General features: G+C 54.4%; 17 protein-coding genes. 15 read left to right on the top strand and 2 right to left on the bottom strand.

The annotated features are described in order from the left end of the window. Positions 1 to 17 precede the first annotated feature (17 nt). Positions 18 to 1,427, bottom strand: a complete 1,410-nt coding sequence (uxaC, locus tag OGX84_RS01985; protein ID WP_047459554.1) for a glucuronate isomerase — start codon at positions 1,425 to 1,427, stop codon at positions 18 to 20. Positions 1,428 to 1,905: 478 nt separating this feature from the next. Here uxaC and uxuA point away from each other — a divergent pair, with 478 nt between their 5' ends. From uxuA to pmrB, 15 genes are all read left to right on the top strand, one after another. After that, the gene (gene uxuA / locus OGX84_RS01980) at positions 1,906 to 2,970 is read left to right on the top strand and encodes a mannonate dehydratase (RefSeq protein WP_012134508.1); all 1,065 of its coding nucleotides are present in this window, start codon (positions 1,906 to 1,908) and stop codon (positions 2,968 to 2,970) included. Between the two features lie 150 nt (positions 2,971 to 3,120). Further along, a complete protein-coding gene (hemP, locus tag OGX84_RS01975; RefSeq protein WP_077956852.1) occupies positions 3,121 to 3,357 on the top strand; it encodes a hemin uptake protein HemP in 237 nt (78 codons plus the stop codon). Between the two features lie 75 nt (positions 3,358 to 3,432). Further along, positions 3,433 to 5,415 (top strand): TonB-dependent hemoglobin/transferrin/lactoferrin family receptor, encoded by a 1,983-nt coding sequence (locus OGX84_RS01970; RefSeq protein WP_012134511.1) that lies wholly within the window; start codon positions 3,433 to 3,435, stop codon positions 5,413 to 5,415. A 45-nt stretch (positions 5,416 to 5,460) separates the two neighbouring features. After that, on the top strand, positions 5,461 to 6,489 hold the full coding sequence (chuS, locus tag OGX84_RS01965) for a hematinate-forming heme oxygenase ChuS (RefSeq protein WP_286457312.1): 1,029 nt from the start codon (positions 5,461 to 5,463) through the stop codon (positions 6,487 to 6,489). Beyond that, positions 6,486 to 7,307, top strand: a complete 822-nt coding sequence (locus tag OGX84_RS01960) for a heme/hemin ABC transporter substrate-binding protein (RefSeq protein WP_049011924.1) — start codon at positions 6,486 to 6,488, stop codon at positions 7,305 to 7,307. The genes chuS and OGX84_RS01960 overlap by 4 nt, the downstream gene beginning before the upstream one ends. Next, the gene (locus tag OGX84_RS01955) at positions 7,307 to 8,299 is read left to right on the top strand and encodes a FecCD family ABC transporter permease (RefSeq protein ID WP_047459566.1); all 993 of its coding nucleotides are present in this window, start codon (positions 7,307 to 7,309) and stop codon (positions 8,297 to 8,299) included. Before OGX84_RS01960 ends, OGX84_RS01955 begins: the two co-directional genes overlap by 1 nt. Beyond that, positions 8,292 to 9,071, top strand: coding sequence for a heme ABC transporter ATP-binding protein (locus OGX84_RS01950; protein ID WP_049011926.1), 780 nt, complete (start codon positions 8,292 to 8,294; stop codon positions 9,069 to 9,071). Before OGX84_RS01955 ends, OGX84_RS01950 begins: the two co-directional genes overlap by 8 nt. A gap of 105 nt (positions 9,072 to 9,176) precedes the next feature. Further along, positions 9,177 to 10,130 (top strand): nickel/cobalt transporter, encoded by a 954-nt coding sequence (locus tag OGX84_RS01945; RefSeq protein ID WP_060815984.1) that lies wholly within the window; start codon positions 9,177 to 9,179, stop codon positions 10,128 to 10,130. Between the two features lie 109 nt (positions 10,131 to 10,239). Then, positions 10,240 to 11,871: a sensor histidine kinase gene (locus OGX84_RS01940; protein WP_024130815.1), complete on the top strand. Its 1,632-nt coding sequence runs from the start codon at positions 10,240 to 10,242 to the stop codon at positions 11,869 to 11,871. Continuing rightward, entirely contained in the window at positions 11,868 to 12,587 is a 720-nt protein-coding gene (gene dcuR, locus OGX84_RS01935; protein WP_012134518.1) for a two-component system response regulator DcuR, read from the top strand. Before OGX84_RS01940 ends, dcuR begins: the two co-directional genes overlap by 4 nt. 597 nt (positions 12,588 to 13,184) lie before the next feature. Beyond that, on the top strand, positions 13,185 to 14,525 hold the full coding sequence (gene dcuB / locus OGX84_RS01930) for an anaerobic C4-dicarboxylate transporter DcuB (RefSeq protein WP_012134520.1): 1,341 nt from the start codon (positions 13,185 to 13,187) through the stop codon (positions 14,523 to 14,525). Positions 14,526 to 14,611: 86 nt separating this feature from the next. Continuing rightward, the gene (gene fumA / locus OGX84_RS01925; protein WP_047459573.1) at positions 14,612 to 16,258 is read left to right on the top strand and encodes a class I fumarate hydratase FumA; all 1,647 of its coding nucleotides are present in this window, start codon (positions 14,612 to 14,614) and stop codon (positions 16,256 to 16,258) included. Positions 16,259 to 16,456: 198 nt separating this feature from the next. Beyond that, positions 16,457 to 18,100: a phosphoethanolamine transferase EptA gene (gene eptA / locus OGX84_RS01920; protein ID WP_058668434.1), complete on the top strand. Its 1,644-nt coding sequence runs from the start codon at positions 16,457 to 16,459 to the stop codon at positions 18,098 to 18,100. Further along, the gene (gene pmrA / locus OGX84_RS01915; protein ID WP_012134524.1) at positions 18,097 to 18,765 is read left to right on the top strand and encodes a two-component system response regulator PmrA; all 669 of its coding nucleotides are present in this window, start codon (positions 18,097 to 18,099) and stop codon (positions 18,763 to 18,765) included. The genes eptA and pmrA overlap by 4 nt, the downstream gene beginning before the upstream one ends. Further along, on the top strand, positions 18,766 to 19,851 hold the full coding sequence (gene pmrB, locus OGX84_RS01910) for a two-component system sensor histidine kinase PmrB (RefSeq protein WP_286457308.1): 1,086 nt from the start codon (positions 18,766 to 18,768) through the stop codon (positions 19,849 to 19,851). Here pmrB and pmrR read toward each other — a convergent pair. Further along, on the bottom strand, positions 19,845 to 19,934 hold the full coding sequence (gene pmrR / locus OGX84_RS01905) for an LpxT activity modulator PmrR (RefSeq protein WP_052194426.1): 90 nt from the start codon (positions 19,932 to 19,934) through the stop codon (positions 19,845 to 19,847). The genes pmrB and pmrR overlap by 7 nt on opposite strands. Positions 19,935 to 19,959 lie beyond the last annotated feature (25 nt).

Here is a 19,959-nt window from a genome sequence, read left to right as displayed (position 1 = left end):
TTATTCCTGCATCAGTCTTATCGAAAACGGAAATAGCGGCGGGCGTTATCCACGCAGATGCCACGAATCATGTTATTGAGGATCGCATCGTCCTCCGGCACTTCCCCTCTTTCGACCCACCCGCCAATCAAATCACAGAGGATTCGGCGGAAATAATCGTGTCGGGTATAGGAGACAAAGCTGCGGGAATCCGTCAGCATACCAATAAAGTTAGAGAGTAATCCCTGATCGGCAAGCGCATTGAGCTGATTCACCATGCCGCGTCGCGTATCGTTAAACCACCAGCCGGAGCCAAATTGCAGCGGGGATTTCACGCCATCTTCACCGCTCTGGAAATTAGCGATGGTGGAGGCAACCACATCGTTATAGCTGGCGTTGAGGTTATAGAGGATCGTTTTCGGCAGACCGTTGTTTTCCGCCATTGCGTTCAGCAGACCATTCAGGCTTTCCGCAAGGTGCGTCTGATCGCCAATGGAATCAAAGCCACAGTTAATGCCGATTTTTTCGAACATTGGCGTGTTGTTGTTGCGAATCGCGCCAAAGTGAATCTGCATTGCCCAGTCGCGCTGTTTGTACATTTTGGCTAAGGCGACAAAAATAAGGCTATCCCAGGCCTGAAGTTCATCTTCACTCAGCGCATCACCTGCCAGTCGGCGCTGGAACAGCGCGGCCTGCCCGGCAGCATCAAGCGGGCGAAAACGAACGGCCAGCGGCCCATGATCCGACACCCGGCAACCCGTGCTGTGGAAAAAATCGACGCGCGCTTCAAGCGCCGCGAGAAACTCATTCAGAGTGGTAATGGTTTTTCCGGTTTTCTGCGACAGGCGAGAAACAAACGTCAGGAAGCGATCGGGATGCGTTTCAAACAGTTCATCGGGACGGAAGGTCGGCAGCACGAGCGTTGAAAAATCACGCTTTTCCGCCAGTCGCTGATGATATTCCAGATCGTCAAGCGGCCCATCGGTTGTGCAAAGCGCTTCAACATTTGAACGGGTAATTAACGCCTGCGGTAAAAAATCATCGCGACGTAATTGTTCATTACACTGCGCCATAATCGTGCGCCAGTTCTTACTGTTTAGCGTTTCCTCAATCGCGAAATAATATTTCAGTTCAAGATGAGTCCAGTGATACAGCGGATTACCAAAACTGGCCTCAACGGTTTGCGCCCACGCTTCAAATTTTTCCTCTGAAGAGGCATCGCCGGTAATTTTCCGCTCGGGTATGCCATTGGCGCGCATCGCCCGCCATTTATAATGGTCCCCTTCCAGCCAAAGCTGGGTAATATCGGCAAAAGGTTTGTTTTCCCAAATCGCTTTCGCTTCAAGATGGCAGTGATAGTCAATAATAGGTAACGTCTTAGCCAGCTCAGAATACAACCGCTGACCCGGTTCGTTATTTATCATAAAACTTTGATTTATCATGGACATAATTACTCCGCACAAGGGGATGGCTTTTGCTAAAACGTCCCCAGGTTGAGGCTAAAATCGGTGTATGACAGGTACTTAATAGCCCCGACATTACCCCTCCCGCCCATTTAAAGTCTACTACCATACAAGTGTAATTAAGAAATTTGTGACTTAAATCATGTTATGCAACTTTCAATAAAAAAATCACTTTCAGTCGTAATGGCGTGTATTAATCCCTGTGCTATAGCGGTTATTTTCACGATAAACGACAAATAAGAACAAACTGATCATTATATTTTACAAAATTAAAACACTTACCGGAAATAAGCTTTCCAGTAAAAGCTTCCCCTTAACGGAAATGTATATTCCTGGCGGCATTTAATCTTTTTTCTACGGTAAGGTTGATCAAATTGTCATTACTGAATATGCTAGTCAATACTAGTATGGTATGAAGTCAAATATACGAAATACGCAATAAGATAAGAAAGGCGGACAAAGAATGCAGATGACAATGCGCTGGTTTGGGCCACAGGAAGACAAAATCCCGTTGGAATACATTCGCCAGGTGCCGGGTGTAGAAGGCGTCGTCGGGGCGCTCTATGATGTCGCCCCTGGGGAAGTGTGGCCGGTTGAAAAAATTAAGGCGCTGGTTGAGCAGGCGCACGCTGCGGGCCTGAAGATGGAAGTCATCGAAAGCGTCAATATCCACGATGACATCAAAATCGGCACCCCGGAACGCGATCGCTATATTGAGAATTACAAGCAGACGATCCGCAACCTGGCGGGCTTTGGCATAAAGGTCATCTGTTATAACTTCATGCCGGTCTTCGACTGGATGAAAACGGACATGAACTACGTCCTGCCGGACGGTTCTCTGACGATGGCCTTTGAAAAACATGGCATTGATAAGACGCTGGAAGAGGTCGTAAAAGAGGTTCTGGATAACTCCAACGGTTTCGCATTACCGGGATGGGAACCTGAGCGCCTGGCTAAAGTGCAGGAATTATTCGCGCGCTACAGTGGGGTGGATGACGACAAGCTGCGGGAAAACCTGTTTTATTTCCTCCGGGAGATTATTCCCGTGTGCGAAGAAGTGGGCGTGAAAATGGCCATTCACCCGGACGATCCGCCGTATTCTATTTTCGGCCTTCCGCGCGTGGTCAAAAACCACGCCGACCTGGCGATGATTTGCGATGCCGTTGACTCTCCGGCGAATGGCATCACCCTCTGTACCGGTTCGATCGCAGAAGATCCAGAAAATAACGTCTATGAAATCCTGGCTGAATTCACGCGTCGCAAGCGCCTCCATTTTGCGCACGTACGCAACATTAAGCTGATCAAAGATAAAGACTTCTACGAGTCGGCCCACCCTTCGCAGTACGGTTCGCTGGACATGTACCGCGTAATGCAGGCGCTCCACGATAACGGCTTTGATGGCTACATCCGCCCGGATCACGGTCGCTTTATCTGGGGAGAAACGGGACGCCCAGGCTATGGTCTTTACGACCGCGCGCTCGGCGTCACTTACCTGTCAGGTCTCTGGGAAGCGCTGGAGAAAAAATAAAGTCCGTTGTGAATCACGATGTAACGAGATAAAAAACCCGCCATTTTGCGGGTTTTTACTTGCCGTACCCCTCAATATCACCGCTTTTCTCACCAAAGTTGATCCAGACGCTATTTTACGAAAAAACGCTTGATGCAAAAATTGATCTTGATGATAATCATTCTTGTTATCATGTTTATTATCATTTTCATAACGGATGCGCCCGCTATGCATAACACTATGGCTGCAATAATAAAAAACAACGCTCCGCTTTCTCCTTCAGGCACCAAACGCCAGATAGACAGCAAAGTATTGCTCGGCGAAGAAGGCTGGGTACTGATTGAGCATAAGGGTGAACATTATCTGCTCCGCCAGACGCAATCCGGGAAACTGATCCTGACTAAATAAATAACCAATTTCGCCAGCCACCCAGGTCTCCCCCCAGGCAGCCAGCACTTTTCAATTTCCTTATGGAGAGTTGTTATGTTACGCCTGCAATCTGCCTCTTTGCGCCCATCTCTGCTGGCGCTGGCAATCGTTAGCACCCTGCCAGGGGCGGCTTACGCGACCACAGACGATATCACCGTCACTGCGACCGGTAATGCGCGCAGCACCTTTGAAGCCCCCATGATGGTGAGCGTTATCGATACGTCCGATCCCGAAAACCAGACTGCCAGCTCGGCAGCCGATCTGCTGCGTCCTGTTCCAGGGATCACCCTGAGCGGAAGCGGGCGAACCAACGGCCAGGATATCAGTATGCGTGGCTATGATCGTCGCGGCGTACTGATTCTGGTGGACGGCGTTCGTCAGGGAACCGATACCGGGCACCTCAACAGCACCTTCCTCGATCCGGCGTTGATCAAACGTATTGAGATCGTTCGCGGCCCTTCCGCACTGCTGTACGGCAGCGGCGCGCTGGGCGGCGTGATCTCTTATGAAACCGCCGATGCGAAAGATCTGCTTCAGGAAGGCCAGAACAGCGGTTTCCGCGTCTTTGGTACTGGCGGCACCGGCGATCACAGTCTGGGAATGGGCGCCAGCGCCTTTGGCCGAACCGATAACCTTGATGGACTGGTGGCATGGTCCAGCCGCGATCGTGGCGACCTGCGCCAGGGCGACGGCTCCACGGCGCCAAATGATGAATCGATCAATAACATGCTGGCAAAAGGCACCTGGTATATTAACGATGCGCAGGCGCTGAGTGGGTCATTACGTTACTACAACAACGACGCGCAAGAGCCGAAGAACCCACAAACGATTGATGCCTCCACCAGCAACCCTCTTGTGGATCGCTCGACCATCCAGCGCGACATGCAGCTCTCTTACAGGATCGCGCCGCAGGGCAACGACTGGCTGAATGCCGATGCTAAAGTGTACTGGTCTGAAGCGCGCATCAACGCCCAGAACGTCGATAACACGGGCGAATTTCGCAAACAAACCACCAAAGGCGGAAAAGTTGAAAACCGCACGCGTCTCTTCAGCGACGCTTTCGCCTCTCACCTGCTGACGTATGGCGGAGAGTATTACCGTCAGGAGCAAAAACCCGGCGGCGTGACAACCGGCTTCCCGGAAGCAAAAATCGACTTCAGCTCCGGCTGGTTGCAGGATGAAATCACCCTTCGCGACCTGCCCGTCACCCTGCTGGGCGGCACGCGTTACGACAACTACCGCGGCAGCAGCGACGGCTATGACGATGTTGATGCCGATAAATGGTCATCCCGCGCCGGGTTAACCGTCAGCCCGACGGACTGGCTGATGCTGTTTGGCTCTTACGCCCAGGCATTCCGCGCGCCGACAATGGGTGAAATGTATAACGATGCAAAACACTTCTCCATTGGCAGCTTCTACACTAACTACTGGGTGCCAAACCCTAACCTGCGCCCGGAAACCAACGAAACGCAGGAGTACGGTTTTGGTCTGCGTTTCGACAATCTGATGCTGTCCAACGATGCGCTGGAGTTCAAAGCCAGCTACTTTGATACCAAAGCAAAAGATTACATCTCCACGACCGTCGATTTCGCCGCCGCGACCACCATGTCTTACAACGTCCCGAACGCCAAAATCTGGGGCTGGGATGTGATGACGAAATATACCGCTGATCTGTTCAGCCTCGACGTGGCCTACAACCGCACCCGTGGGAAAGACAAGGATACCGGAGAGTATATCTCCAGCATTAACCCGGATACCGTCACCAGTAAGCTGAATATTCCCGTCGCGCAGAGCGGCTTCTCCGTTGGCTGGGTAGGAACGTTTGCCGATCGCTCAACGCATATCAGCAGCGAATACAGCAAACAGCCGGGTTATGCCGTCAACGACTTTTACGTTAGCTACCAGGGACAGCAGGCGCTGAAAGGCATGACCACCACGCTGGTGTTGGGTAACGCCTTCGATAAAGAGTACTGGTCGCCGCAGGGCATCCCGCAGGACGGGCGCAACGGCAAGATTTTCGTGAGCTATCAATGGTAATCACCCGCCCCGGTTCGCCGGGGCAAACACTGGAAGGAAGAGACAATGAACCACTACACACGCTGGCTTGAGCTAAAAGAACAACATCCTGGTAAGTACGCGCGTGACATCGCTGGTTTACTGGGGATCAGCGAGGCGGAGCTGACGTTTGCCCGCGTCGGTCATGACGCATGGCGGCTGCGCGGCGACACGCGTGAAATTTTCGCGGCGCTGGAATCCGTTGGCGAAACAAAATGCATCTGCCGCAACGAGTATGCGGTACACGAGCAGGTCGGCGCATTCACCAATCAACACCTGAGCGGTCACGCCGGACTGGTACTGAACCCACGCGCGCTCGATCTGCGCTTATTTTTAAATCAATGGGCCAGCGTGTTCCACATTAAGGAAGCGACCGCCCGCGGCGAGCGCCAGAGCATTCAGTTCTTTGATCATCAGGGCGATGCGCTCCTGAAGGTGTATGCCACGGACAACACCGATACCGCCGCCTGGGACGAGCTTCTGCAACATTTTATCGTGACCGAGAATGCGCCGCTGGCGCTGAAAGCGGCTGAAACCCCTGTTAACGGAACGGCTGCCGATGCCGTGACCGTTGACAGAGAGTGGCGCGCGATGACCGACGTTCACCAGTTCTTCACGCTGCTCAAGCGCCACAACCTGACCCGCCAGCAGGCTTTTGAACGGGTCGCTGACGATCTGGCCTGCAAGGTGCCGAACAGCGCGCTGGCGCAGCTCCTCGACGCCGCCCTTAAAGACGGCAATGAAATCATGGTGTTCGTCGGCAACAGAGGCTGCGTGCAAATTTTCACCGGCGTGGTCGAAAAAGTCGTGCCGATGAAAGACTGGCTGAATATTTTCAACCCGACATTTACGCTGCACCTGCTGGAAGAGACGATTGCCGAGACCTGGATAACCCGCAAACCTACCGCAGACGGCCACGTCACCAGTCTGGAACTCTTTGCGCATGACGGCACGCAAATCGCTCAGCTTTACGGTCAGCGTACGGAAGGCGAACCAGAACAGACACAGTGGCGCAAACAGATTGAGGCGCTGATGCCAAAAGGGCTGGCGGCATGAAAAAACTGCTTGCCCTGATTGCCGCCCTGCCGCTGACGGTTCTTGCCGCAAAACAGGATAAGATCGTCGCGCTCGGCGGAGATGTCACCGAGATCGTGTACGCGCTCGGCGCACAGTCTTCGCTGGTCGCCCGCGACAGCACCAGCCAGTGGCCGCCGGAGGTCACTGCCCTGCCGGATGTGGGGTATCTGCGCCAGCTAAATGCCGAAGGTATCCTCGCCACGCGTCCCGATCTTGTGCTGGCAAGCAGCCAGGCTCAGCCCTCGCTGGTACTCAAACAGGTCGAGCAAAGTCATGTTCGGGTCATTACCGTACCGAGCCGCAACGACCTGCGCGTCATCGACGAGAAAGTGCAGGTCATCGCCAACGCCACCGACCGGGTGGCTGAAGGCGAGGCGCTGCGCCAGACGCTGAATAAAGAGATTTCCGCGCTGCCGACCACGCCACTCAATAAGCGGGTGCTGTTTATTCTTAACCACGGCGGAATGAGCGCGATGGCCGCCGGACAGCAAACGGGAGCGGATGCCGCCATTCGCGCGGCAGGGCTACAAAATGCGATGCAGGGCGTCTCCCGCTATCAGCCGCTCTCACAGGAAGGCGTGATCGCCAGTCAGCCCGATCTGGTGGTGATTCCCCAGGAGGGATTAACGGCGATGGGCGGCGAAGAGAATCTCTGGAAGTTACCGGGACTGGCGCAGACCCCTGCCGGGCGCAATAAGCAGGTGTTCGCGGTCGATGATATGGCGCTGCTCGGTTTTAGCGTGCGTACGCCTCAGGCGATTCAGCAGCTACGCGCGAAAGCGGAGTCATTGCCCTGATGCCACGGCGGATCACGCTTTCTCTGTATACGCTGGCGCTGATGCTGGCAGTGGTGACGGTCGTGGCAAGCGGTTTTGGCGCATTACGCCTGCCGCTCAGCCTGCTCTGGCATGACGGCGACGACGCGTTACGCCAGATCTGGTTCAACATTCGTCTGCCCCGGGTTCTGCTCGCGCTGGTGATTGGCGGCTCGCTGGCGCTGGCCGGGTGCGTGATGCAGGGGCTCTTTCGCAACCCCCTCGCCGATCCGGGACTGCTCGGCATCAGCAGCGGCGCGGCGTTAGCCGTTGCGCTGTGGGTCGTCCTTCCGCTCACGCTGCCTCCCCTGATTATGCTGTATGCGCCGATGCTGGCGGCATTCATTGGCGCGCTCATCGCAACGGTCGTTATTTTCCTGCTCAGCCGACAGCGGGACAGTTCGCTCTCCCGGCTGCTGCTGGTCGGCATCGCCATTAATGCGCTATGCGGCGCGGCGGTGGGCGTGTTGTCGTGGATCAGCAATGACACCCAGCTACGCCAGCTCTCGCTATGGGGAATGGGCAGCCTTGGCCAGGCGCAGTGGTCAACGCTGCTGGCGGTCGCCTCTTTGATGATCCCAACGGTATTTCTCATCTGGCGTCTTGCTGGCGCGCTTAACCTGCTGCAACTGGGAGAGGAAGAGGCGCATTACCTGGGCGTCGATGTCCGGGTTGTTCAGCGAATCCTGCTGATCTGTAGCGCGTTGCTGGTGGCGGCGGCTGTCGCCGTCAGCGGCGTGATCGGTTTTATCGGTCTGGTCGTACCGCATCTGATACGGATGTGGCTAGGGGCAGACCATCGTGCGGTGATCCCCGGCTCCGTGCTGGCGGGCGCCTTTCTGCTGCTGATTGCCGATACCATCGCCCGAACGCTGGTTGCCCCGGCTGAAATGCCCGTCGGGCTGCTGACCAGTATTCTGGGCGCGCCGTGGTTCCTGTGGCTTATTTTCCGCCGGGGAGGTCAGTATGGCTGAACGTTTTCTCGCTGACAGCGTCAGCTACGCCGCTGCGGGCAGAACAATTATTCGCGATATCTCGCTCTCCCTGACCCAGGGAGAACTGCTGGCATTAATTGGCCCCAACGGTGCCGGGAAATCGACGCTGTTAAGGCTGCTCACCGGTTATCTCACTCCGGCAGACGGACGTTGCCTGCTGGCTGGCAAACCGCTTGAGCAATGGCCTGCGCAGACGCTGTCCCGCTACCGCGCGGTCATGCTTCAGCAAACGCGAATGGGGTTCGACTGGCCCGTTGAGGCCGTAATCGGCATGGGGCGAATGCCCTGGACGCAGCAGCCCGAAGCGGCGGTGATTCATCAGGTGATGCAGCTTACGGAATGTTTGCCGCTGGCGGGAAGACGCTACGCTTCCTTGTCCGGCGGCGAACAGCAGCGCGTACAGCTGGCGCGCGCGCTGGCGCAGCTATGGTGCGACGGCTCCCCACGCGGCTGGCTTTTTCTTGATGAGCCCACCTCCGCGCTGGATCTGTTCCACCAGCAGCATTTACTGCGGTTGCTGAAAACGCTGACCCGTAAGGGCCATCTGCATGTTTGCATCGTGCTGCACGATCTCAACCTGGCGGCCCTGTGGGCGGATCGAATCGTGCTGCTGCATGGCGGCAACATCGTTGCCGAAGGCGCACCCGCCGAGGTTCTGCAAGCCGGTACGCTAACCCGCTGGTACGGCGCGGAAGTTCACGTCGGAACACACCCGACAAGCGGCGGACCGCAGATCTTCCTCGCGCCTTAACCGGAAAATGCCGGATAACGGCTTCGCCTTATCCGGCAGACAATTCTGCGGAGAATCGCTTTCCTCAGGCTATACTTTCCGCAAAACTCATCACCAGGCGGAATCATGATCGCACCAAAACAGCTTCCCTCCCTGCGTTTACCGCTGGCAGGACTTCTGATGTTGACGCTGCTGTGGGCAGGTTTCACCGTGCACAGCCATTGGGAAGCGTTTATCCAGTGGTGTCTTGCCGCCCAGATCACCCTGCACCGCTATCTGGTCATGTATTTGCTGCAACTCAATAACCACCAGTACACCGGCGGGCTATGGCTGCTGACCGGCGCGTTCTTCTATGGCGTACTGCATGCGATTGGGCCGGGGCATGGGAAATTTATCGTCACCACCTGGCTGAGTACGACGAAAGAGAGCCTGCTTGCCGCGCGGGTCGTGCCCTTTATTGGCAGCCTGATGCAGGGCGTCAGCGCCATACTGTTCGTGTTTATTCTGGCGGTCGGCTTCAACCTGGCCGCCGGCGATCTCAGCACCAGCCGCTGGTACGTCGAGAAAATCAGCGCCGTCCTGATTGGCGCGTTCGGGCTATTTATCATCTACCAGGCGCTAAAAACCCTGCGTCCAAAGCCCATTTACTCGCGTTTCTCTCTGCCGCACAGCCACGACGAACACTGTGGCTGCGGGCATCACGGCGTGGGCGCAGAACTCACCGACGGCAACTGGAAAACGCGCCTCGGCGTGATTCTGGCGACAGGCGCCCGCCCCTGTAGCGGGGCAATCATGATTTTACTGTTCTCCAACGCGCTCGGCATTGTCAGTTGGGGGATTGCCGCCGTCATGACCATGTCCTTCGGCACGGCGCTGTCGATTATGGGGCTGTCGCTGGCGGTACGTTACGCACGCAACCAGACCCAGGTGCTGTTTGCCGGGAACCATTCCCCCCTGCGCTGGCTGGGGCCGGTTATCCGCATCATCGGCGGGCTGGCGCTGGTACTGTTTGCCCTCATTCTGTTTCTGACGGTGATCCCCATCAGTGCGAACGGTGATTATATTGCGGCGGGTTGTTAACCTGTTTGCCGGGCGATAGCGTGCTTATGCCCCTGTCTTTCCCTACCTCCTTTGAATTACCCGTCCCATCAGGGATAATACCCACACAATGTGTAATCTCAGGATCACGATGAAACATTCTCTGCAACGCCGCGCTGGACGAAAACGCCAGATGAAACTCGGCACGACCGTGATATTGATGGTCAGCGCCGTGTTGTTCTCCGTGCTGCTCGTCGTCCATCTGATTTATTTCTCACAGATCAGCCACATGACGCGCGACGCGCTGGCAGACAAAGCGCTGGCGGTCGCCCGTACGCTGGCGGACTCCCCGGAAATTCGCCAGCGTATGAAGCAAAAGCCGACAGAGAGCGGCATTCAGGCGATCGCCGAGGCGGTTCGCAAACGCAACGATATGTTATTTATCGTGATTACCGATATGAAGAGCATTCGCTATTCGCACCCGGAAGCGCAGCGAATCGGCCAGCCGTTTAAAGGCGACGACATCCTGCTGGCGCTACAGGGGCATGAAAATGTCGCCATCAATCGCGGTTTTCTTGCCAAAGCGCTGCGGGTTTTCACGCCCATTTATGACGACAATCATCAGCAGATCGGCGTCGTGGCGATTGGCCTTGAGCTCAGCAGAGTAACGGAGCAGATCAACAACAGCCGCTGGAGCATCATCTGGTCGATTCTGTTCGGCGCGCTGGTGGGACTGCTGGGCACTTACGTGCTGGTGAAGGTGCTCAAACGCATCCTGTTCGGCCTGGAGCCGTATGAAATTTCCACGCTGTTTGAGCAGCGCCAGGCGATGCTGCAATCCATCAAAGAGGGGGTGGTCGCCGTTGACGACGGCGGCGAGGTGACGTTAATCAACCAGGCGGCGCAGGAACTCCTCGATTACCGCAAATCGCAGGATGACGCGCACTTATCCTCGCTTAGCCACGCCTGGTCGCAGGTAGTGAATCTGAACGACGTGCTCCGCGACGGTACGCCGCGCCGGGATGAAGAGATTACCGTTAAAGATCGTCTGCTGCTTATCAACACCGTTCCGGTGCGCAGCAATGGAAAAATCATCGGCGCGATCTCCACGTTCAGGGACAAAACAGAAGTCCGCCAGCTCATGCAGCGTCTGGACGGAATGGTCAACTACGCGGATGCACTCCGTGAACGATCCCACGAATTTATGAACAAATTACATGTCATTCTGGGATTATTGCATCTGAAGAGTTATAAGCAGCTTGAAGATTATATTATTAAGACGGCTAATAACTATCAGGAAGAGATCGGCTCACTGTTGGGGAAAATAAAGTCGCCCGTTATCGCAGGCTTTTTGCTCAGTAAGATTAATCGCACCTCCGATTTAGGGCACAGCCTGGTGATTAGCAATGAAAGTCGATTACCGGACAGCCGTAATGAAGATCAAATCACCGTATTGATTACCATTCTGGGCAATTTAATTGAAAACGCGCTGGAGGCGCTAGGTCAACAACCCGGCGGTGAAATCAGCGTATCCTTGCATTATCGGCATGGCTGGCTGCATTGTGAAGTCAACGATGACGGGCCGGGAATTGACCCCGAACGCATAGAGCAAATTTTTGACAAAGGCGTCTCGTCAAAGGGAACGGAGCGTGGCGTCGGTCTGGCGATAGTAAAACAGCAAGTTGAGAGTATCGGCGGCAATATTACCGTCGAATCGGAACCCGGGATCTTCACACAATTTTTTGTTCAAATACCCTGGGACGGGGAGAGGACCAGCATATGATCAATGTTTTAATTGTCGATGACGATGCGATGGTAGCAGAGTTAAACCGCCGCTATGTTGCGCAGATCGCTGGCTTTCACTGCTGCGGCACCGCGTCTACGCTGGAGAAAGCAAAAGCGTTTATCTTCGATGGCGAAAACCATATTGATCTGATTTTACTGGATATTTACATGCAGAAGGAGAACGGGCTGGACCTGCTGCCCGTCCTGCACAGCGCCGGATGCAAATGTGACGTCATCGTTATCTCCTCCGCCGCCGACGCCACCACCATCAAAGATTCGCTCCATTACGGCGTGGTCGATTATTTGATCAAACCGTTTCAGGCTTCCCGCTTTGAAGAGGCGCTGACCGGCTGGCTGCAAAAGAAAACGGCGATGGAGAAACACCAGTATTATGAACAATCAGAGCTGGATCGGCTGATTCACGGCAGTGCATCCAATGAGCCGGATACCCGACGCCTGCCTAAAGGGCTGACGCCGCAAACGCTGCGCACCCTGTGTCAGTGGATCGATGCGCACCAGGACCAGGAATTTTCAACTGACGAGCTGGCGAATGAGGTCAATATTTCCCGCGTTTCCTGCCGTAAATATCTTATCTGGCTGGTCAATTGCCATATTCTGTTTACCAGCATCCATTATGGCGTGACCGGCAGACCGGTTTACCGTTATCGTATTCAGGCCGAACATTATTCTTTACTTAAGCAATATTGCCAGTAGAAAAGAAGCCGCTTCGCATTATGCGTTATATAAAGGTAACAATTATTACAATAATGAAAAATAACAAAGGCACAAGTTACACCCTCAAAAATAGAGAATTTGTGCCAGATCAAATATGAACACAAATATGTTTTAATTCATCAGCTTATTATTCAGAAGCGTCACGTTGTTTTTAATTTCAAAAACGGTAACAAAAGTTAATTAAGTATTATGTGACTCGTAGAGTGTGTATTTTTAACTATAAAGGAGTAGTCTGGGATTCACCGGACACATAAAAAAAATTAAAATAACGCTATTTTTGTGAGCAGACGATATGTTCCTGAAATTCAGTGACATAGAATACAAAACACACAACCTGCCCTGCTCTTCTTTGTCAACCAGCCCATCGCCAGGGAGCTTCGTTCTCTGAATACGCCATAAACAGAAGCCAAGAATGACTCATGATTTACTGAAAAATTCTTATTTCATGTTTAGAGATTAATCATCAATACAGACAAAGCGAATATTCGTCAGGCTCTGAGGACAATTCACAAAAAACAGAACATGACTGTGATCTATTTATCAAAAATTAAACAGGTTTATCGCGAGGGTAGATAAATGTTATTTAGTATACAACTTATCATAATATTAGTGTGTTTGTTTTATGGCGCCAGAAAAGGCGGTATCGCGCTGGGTTTATTAGGCGGTATCGGTCTGGTCATTCTGGTCTTTGTTTTCCACCTCCAGCCGGGTAAACCGCCCGTCGACGTAATGCTGGTGATCATCGCCGTGGTCGCCGCCTCCGCCACGCTACAGGCCTCCGGCGGCCTGGATGTGATGTTGCAGATTGCCGAGAAGCTGCTGCGTCGCAACCCCAAATACGTCTCCATCGTCGCCCCGTTTGTAACCTGCACGCTGACCATCCTGTGCGGTACGGGCCATGTGGTGTACACCATTCTGCCCATCATCTACGACGTCGCGATTAAGAACAATATTCGCCCGGAACGTCCTATGGCAGCCAGTTCTATCGGCGCGCAGATGGGGATCATCGCCAGCCCGGTTTCTGTGGCGGTCGTTTCGCTGGTCGCGATGCTGGGTAACTTCACCTTTAACGGTAAGCATCTGGAGTTCCTTGACCTGCTCTCCATCACCATTCCATCGACCCTGCTGGGTATCCTGGCTATCGGTATTTTCAGCTGGTTCCGTGGTAAAGATCTGGATAAAGACGAAGAGTTCCAGAAGTTCATCTCCGTCCCGGAAAACTACCACTACGTGTATGGCGACACCGCCACGCTGCTGGATAAAAAACTGCCGAAAAGCAACTGGCTGGCCATGTGGATCTTCCTGTCGGCCATCGCCGTTGTCGCTCTGTTAGGCGCCTTCTCTGAACTGCGTCCGGTCTTCGGCGGCAAACCGCTGTCGATGGTGCTGGTCATTCAGATGTTCATGCTGCTGACCGGCGCGCTGATTATTATCCTGACAAAAACCAATCCTGCTTCTATCTCAAAAAATGAAGTCTTCCGTTCAGGTATGATCGCGATTGTGGCGGTGTACGGTATTGCCTGGATGGCGGAAACCATGTTCGGCGCGCACATGACTGAAATCGAAAGCGTGCTGGGCGAAATGGTGAAAGAGTATCCGTGGGCCTATGCGATTGTTCTGCTGCTGGTCTCCAAGTTTGTAAACTCCCAGGCGGCGGCGCTGGCGGCAATTGTTCCGTTAGCACTGGCTATCGGCGTAGACCCGGCTTACATCGTGGCGTCAGCACCAGCGTGCTATGGCTACTACATTCTGCCGACCTACCCGAGCGATCTGGCCGCGATTCAGTTCGACCGTTCCGGCACCACCCACATTGGTCGCTTCGTCATTAACCACAGCTTTATTCTGCCCGGTTTGATTGGCGTAAGCGTCTCCTGTGTATTTGGCTGGATCTTCGCCGCCATGTACGGGTTCCTGTAACAGCACCTTGCGTGCCGCCCGTTATCGCGCGGCACGCCATCTATACAATTCAAATAATTCAGGATAATTAAAAAGGCTGGAAGCATATGTCGAATAAAGAATTTATATATCAGGCGCCTTTCCCGATGGGGGAAGACAAAACGGAGTATTATCTCCTGACCTCCGATCACGTTAGCGTTGGCGAATTTGAAGGAGAGTCGATACTGAAGGTTGAGCCACAGGCCCTGACGCTCCTGGCCCAGCAAGCCTTCCACGATGCCTCCTTTATGCTCCGCCCGGAGCACCAGCAACAAGTCGCCTCCATTCTCCATGACCCCGAAGCCAGCGAAAACGATAAGTACGTCGCGCTGCAATTTTTACGCAACTCCGAAATTGCCGCTAAAGGCGTTCTGCCGACCTGCCAGGATACCGGCACGGCGATTATCGTCGGTAAAAAGGGCCAGCGCGTCTGGACGGGCGGCGGCGATGAAGCCGCGCTCTCCAAAGGCGTGTTCAACACCTATATCGAAGACAACCTGCGCTATTCGCAGAACGCCGCGCTGGATATGTACAAAGAGGTCAACACCGGCACCAACCTGCCCGCGCAAATCGACCTCTACACGGTTGATGGCGACGAATACAAGTTCCTCTGCGTGGCAAAAGGCGGCGGCTCGGCGAACAAAACCTATCTGTATCAGGAAACCAAAGCGCTGCTGACGCCTGGCAAGCTGAAAAACTTCCTCGTTGAGAAAATGCGCACCCTGGGCACCGCAGCCTGCCCGCCGTACCACATCGCGTTTGTGATTGGCGGGACATCGGCGGAAAGCACGCTGAAAACCGTGAAGCTGGCCAGTACGCATTATTACGACGGTCTGCCGACTGAAGGTAACGAACACGGCCAGGCCTTCCGCGATATTCAACTGGAACAGGAACTGCTGGAAGAGGCGCAGAAGCTCGGCCTCGGCGCACAGTTTGGCGGTAAATACTTCGCGCACGATATCCGGGTAATCCGCCTGCCGCGTCACGGCGCGTCCTGCCCGGTCGGCATGGGCGTCTCCTGCTCGGCTGACCGTAACATCAAAGCCAAAATCAACCGTGAAGGGATCTGGATCGAAAAACTGGAACACAATCCCGCGCAGTACATCCCGGAAGCCCTGCGTCAGGCCGGTGAAGGCGAAGTAGTGAAAGTTGACCTCAACCGGCCGATGAAAGAGATCCTCGCCCAGCTTTCACAGTACCCGGTATCAACCCGCCTGTCGCTGAGCGGCACCATCATCGTCGGTCGCGATATCGCCCATGCGAAGCTGAAAGAGCGCATCGAATCCGGCGAAGGTCTGCCGCAGTACATTAAAGATCACCCCATCTACTACGCAGGCCCGGCGAAAACGCCAGCAGGCTACCCGTCCGGCTCTCTGGGGCCAACCACCGCAGGACGCATGGACTCCTACGTTGACCTGCTGCAATCTCACGGCGGCAGCATGATCATGCTGGCGAAAGGCAACCGTAGCCAGCAGGTCACCGACGCCTGCCACAAATACGGCGGCTTCTATCTGGGCAGCATTGGCGGCCCGGCTGCGGTGCTGGCGCAACAGAGTATCAAGCATCTGGAGTGCGTGGAGTACCCGGAACTGGGTATGGAAGCGATCTGGAAAATCGAAGTGGAAGACTTCCCGGCGTTTATCCTGGTGGATGACAAAGGCAACGATTTCTTCCAGCAGATTGTCAGCAAACAGTGCGCGAACTGCGCGAAATAACCTGCCCGGCCCGGCGATCCTGTCGGGCCGTTTTTCCCTTTATTTACAGCATGGCGGATACGCCGTTTACCCCCCGATGGCGCTACGTTTATCAGTCCTGTGGCGACGATCGCAGGTCGCCCCACAACCTTAAAAACTTAAGGTTGGCTTAATGTTGCTTTGCGAGGATCGGCGCACTTAGTTGATGGACATACCATAATGCTGAAGCGCGTTTTAAAAAGACCGACCCTCGGACACATTACCTGGCTGTTACTCCTTTCATTCTACATCGCCGTCTGTCTGAACATCGCTTTCTACAAGCAGGTGATGCAAGCCCTGCCGCTGGATTCAATGCACAACGTGCTGGTGTTTTTATCCATGCCGCTTGTCGCGTTTAGCGTCATCAATATCGTACTGACGCTGGCGTCGTTCCTGTGGCTTAACCGCCCGCTGGCCTGCCTCTTTATTCTGACGGGCGCCGCCGCGCAATACTTCATCATGACCTACGGCATCGTCATGGACCGCTCCATGATCGCCAACATGATGGATACCACACCGGCAGAAACGTTCGCGCTGGTCACGCCGCAAATGGCGCTTACGCTGGGATTAAGCGGCCTTCTGGCGGCGGTAATCGCCTGTAGCATCAAAATCAAACCGACCTCTCTGACATTACGCAGCGGCGCGTATCGCGCCCTCAACGTGCTGGCTTCGCTTTTGCTGATCGTGCTGGTCGCCGCCTGCTTCTACAAAGATTACGCCTCGCTTTTTCGCAATAACAAAGAGCTGATCAAGTCTCTCAGCCCGTCGAACAGCCTGGTCGCCAGTTGGTCGTGGTATTCACATGAGCAACTCGCCAACCTGCCTTTGGTACGCATTGGCGAAGATGCGCATCGCAATCCCGCGATGCTGAAAGAAAAACGACATAATCTGACCATCCTGATCGTCGGCGAAACCTCGCGTGGGGATAACTTCTCGCTGTCTGGCTATTCACGGCAAACCAACCCGCGTCTGGCGCAGGATAATGTGGTCTACTTCCCGCACACCACCTCCTGTGGCACCGCAACGGCGATCTCGGTTCCCTGCATGTTTTCCGGTATGCCGCGTAAACACTACAACGAAGGACTGGCGCACCATCAGGAAGGGTTGCTGGACATCATTCAGCGAGCCGGAGTTAGCGTGCTGTGGAACGATAACGACGGCGGCTGTAAAGGCGCCTGCGATCGCGTGCCGCATCAGGATATGACCGCGCTGAAATTGCCGGGTCAGTGCATTAACGGCGAATGTTACGACGAAGTGCTCTTTCACGGGCTGGAGGAATACATCGATAAACTCCAGGGCGACGGCGTCATTGTGCTGCACACCATCGGCAGCCACGGCCCGACCTATTATCACCGTTATCCGCCACAATTTGCGCAATTTACCCCGACCTGCGACACCAATGAAATTCAGACCTGTTCGCAGCAACAGTTAGTGAATACTTACGATAATACCGTACTGTACGTGGACTATATTGTTGATAAGGCAATCAATATATTAAAAGCGCATCAGGATAAATTCACCACCAGCCTGGTCTATCTTTCCGACCACGGTGAATCTTTAGGAGAAAATGGCGTCTATTTGCATGGGCTGCCATACGCCATTGCGCCGGATGCGCAAAAGCATATCCCGATGCTCCTCTGGCTCTCGGAGGATTATCAGAAACGTTACCGGACAGACCTGACATGTTTGCAAAAGCGGGCAGCCCAGGAGGATTTCTCGCAGGACAACCTTTTCTCAACCATGCTCGGATTAACGGGCGTACAGACCAGGAACTACCAGGCCGCAGACGATATTCTGCAACCTTGCAGGAGGCTAACTGAATGAAAATTCTGATTGTTGAAGACGATACGCTGTTATTACAGGGACTGATACTTGCTGCACAAACGGAGGGTTACGCCTGCGACGGCGTTTCTACCGCCCGGGCGGCGGAACACTGTCTGGAGACGGGTCATTACAGCCTGGTCGTGCTGGATCTTGGGTTGCCTGATGAGGACGGTCTGCATTTTCTGACGCGAATAAGACAGAAAAAATACACCCTTCCGGTATTGATCCTCACCGCCCGCGACACGCTCAACGACCGCATCACCGGGCTGGATGTCGGGGCGGATGATTATCTGGTGAAGCCGTTTGCGCTGGAGGAGTTACATGCGCGTATTCGCGCGCTGCTGCGTCGTCATCACAATCAGGGTGAAAGCGAATTGACCGTCGGCAATCTGATGCTGAATCTGGGGCGTCGTCAGGTGTGGCTGGCCGGGCAAGAGCTTATCTTAACGCCCAAAGAGTATGCGCTGCTGTCGCGGCTGATGCTCAAAGCAGGCAGCCCGGTACACCGTGAAATCTTGTATAACGACATCTATAACTGGGATAACGAACCGTCAACCAATACCCTGGAAGTGCATATTCACAACCTGCGCGACAAAGTGGGGAAATCACGTATCCGCACGGTGCGCGGGTTTGGTTATATGCTGGTTGCCGTTGAGGAAAACTAAGTGAACCTTACGCGTTTTCTGCACAGACCGATGACCCTTCGTCAGCGTCTGATGCTGACCATTGGCTCTATCCTGCTGGTGCTGCAACTGATCAGCACCTTCTGGCTATGGCACGAGAGCACCGAGCAGATTGAGCTTTTCGAGCAGGCGCTGCTGGAGGACAGGAATAACGATCGGCACATCAGGCATGAGGTTCGCGAAGCGGTCGCCAGCCTGATCGTTCCCGCCGTGTTTATGGTCAGCCTGACGCTGCTGATCTGCTATCAGGCCGTCCGGCGCATCACCCGCCCGCTTGCCGACCTGCAAAAAGAGCTGGAAGCCCGCACGGCCGATAACCTGACGCCTATCGACATTCACAGCTCGACGATTGAAATTGAAGCCGTCGTCTCGGCGCTTAACCAACTGGTCACTCGCCTGACGACGACGCTGGAGAATGAACGCCTGTTCACCGCCGACGTCGCCCACGAGCTACGCACGCCGCTGGCGGGCGTGCGTCTGCATCTGGAACTGCTGGCGAAAGCGCACAACGTTAACGTCACGCCGTTGATTGCGCGTCTTGATCAAATGATGGACAGCGTCTCACAGCTGCTGCAATTAGCGCGCGTGGGGCAGTCGTTCTCATCCGGTAATTACCAGTCGGTGAAGCTGCTGGATGACGTGATCCTGCTCTCTTACGATGAACTGAACACCATGCTGGAAACACGCCAGCAGACGCTGCAACTGCCGGAAAGCACAGCAGACGCCACCGTGCGCGGCGATGCCACGCTACTGCGTATGCTGTTGCGTAATCTTGTGGAAAATGCGCACCGCTACAGTCCGAAAGGGTCAACCATCACCATTATCCTCAATAATGCGGAAAGCGACGCGATGATGGCCGTCGAAGACGAAGGGCCGGGAATTGATGAAAGTAAATGCGGGGAGTTAAGTGAAGCGTTTGTCCGCATGGACAGCCGCTATGGCGGTATCGGGCTGGGATTGAGCATCGTCTCCCGCATCACGCAGCTGCACCACGGGCAATTCTTTTTGCAAAACCGTGTGGGAACGACGGGAACCCGCGCGTGGGTGCTGTTGAAAAGAGATCAGTAAGTCGTGACCCAGACATACAGGAAACTGCTGACAATCAGCATACTGAACAGGGTTGTCAGACTTTCATACATTCGCGTTTTCATCACACTCTCCTCCGATGGTCTGGAG

It is taken from the genome of Citrobacter sp. CK202 (assembly GCF_030333225.1).
In the GTDB taxonomy this organism is placed as follows: Bacteria; Pseudomonadota; Gammaproteobacteria; order Enterobacterales; family Enterobacteriaceae; genus Citrobacter_B; species Citrobacter_B koseri.
Note: the sequence above shows the minus strand (reverse complement) of the source record. Positions and strands in the feature narration are given on the sequence as shown.

What these genes read in the sequence shown, in the direction of transcription:
- OGX84_RS01960 (WP_049011924.1), top strand. Translation starts at nt 6,486, where the DNA reads ATGAAAAAACTGCTTGCCCTGATTGCCGCCCTGCCGCTGACGGTTCTT.
- OGX84_RS01970 (WP_012134511.1), top strand. Translation starts at nt 3,433, where the DNA reads ATGTTACGCCTGCAATCTGCCTCTTTGCGCCCATCTCTGCTGGCGCTG.
- fumA (WP_047459573.1), top strand. Translation starts at nt 14,612, where the DNA reads ATGTCGAATAAAGAATTTATATATCAGGCGCCTTTCCCGATGGGGGAA.
- pmrA (WP_012134524.1), top strand. Translation starts at nt 18,097, where the DNA reads ATGAAAATTCTGATTGTTGAAGACGATACGCTGTTATTACAGGGACTG.
- OGX84_RS01955 (WP_047459566.1), top strand. Translation starts at nt 7,307, where the DNA reads ATGCCACGGCGGATCACGCTTTCTCTGTATACGCTGGCGCTGATGCTG.
- dcuB (WP_012134520.1), top strand. Translation starts at nt 13,185, where the DNA reads ATGTTATTTAGTATACAACTTATCATAATATTAGTGTGTTTGTTTTAT.
- eptA (WP_058668434.1), top strand. Translation starts at nt 16,457, where the DNA reads ATGCTGAAGCGCGTTTTAAAAAGACCGACCCTCGGACACATTACCTGG.
- OGX84_RS01940 (WP_024130815.1), top strand. Translation starts at nt 10,240, where the DNA reads ATGAAACATTCTCTGCAACGCCGCGCTGGACGAAAACGCCAGATGAAA.
- pmrR (WP_052194426.1), bottom strand. Translation starts at nt 19,934, where the DNA reads ATGAAAACGCGAATGTATGAAAGTCTGACAACCCTGTTCAGTATGCTG.
- OGX84_RS01950 (WP_049011926.1), top strand. Translation starts at nt 8,292, where the DNA reads ATGGCTGAACGTTTTCTCGCTGACAGCGTCAGCTACGCCGCTGCGGGC.
- uxuA (WP_012134508.1), top strand. Translation starts at nt 1,906, where the DNA reads ATGCAGATGACAATGCGCTGGTTTGGGCCACAGGAAGACAAAATCCCG.
- chuS (WP_286457312.1), top strand. Translation starts at nt 5,461, where the DNA reads ATGAACCACTACACACGCTGGCTTGAGCTAAAAGAACAACATCCTGGT.
- OGX84_RS01945 (WP_060815984.1), top strand. Translation starts at nt 9,177, where the DNA reads ATGATCGCACCAAAACAGCTTCCCTCCCTGCGTTTACCGCTGGCAGGA.
- hemP (WP_077956852.1), top strand. Translation starts at nt 3,121, where the DNA reads ATGATAATCATTCTTGTTATCATGTTTATTATCATTTTCATAACGGAT.
- dcuR (WP_012134518.1), top strand. Translation starts at nt 11,868, where the DNA reads ATGATCAATGTTTTAATTGTCGATGACGATGCGATGGTAGCAGAGTTA.
- uxaC (WP_047459554.1), bottom strand. Translation starts at nt 1,427, where the DNA reads ATGTCCATGATAAATCAAAGTTTTATGATAAATAACGAACCGGGTCAG.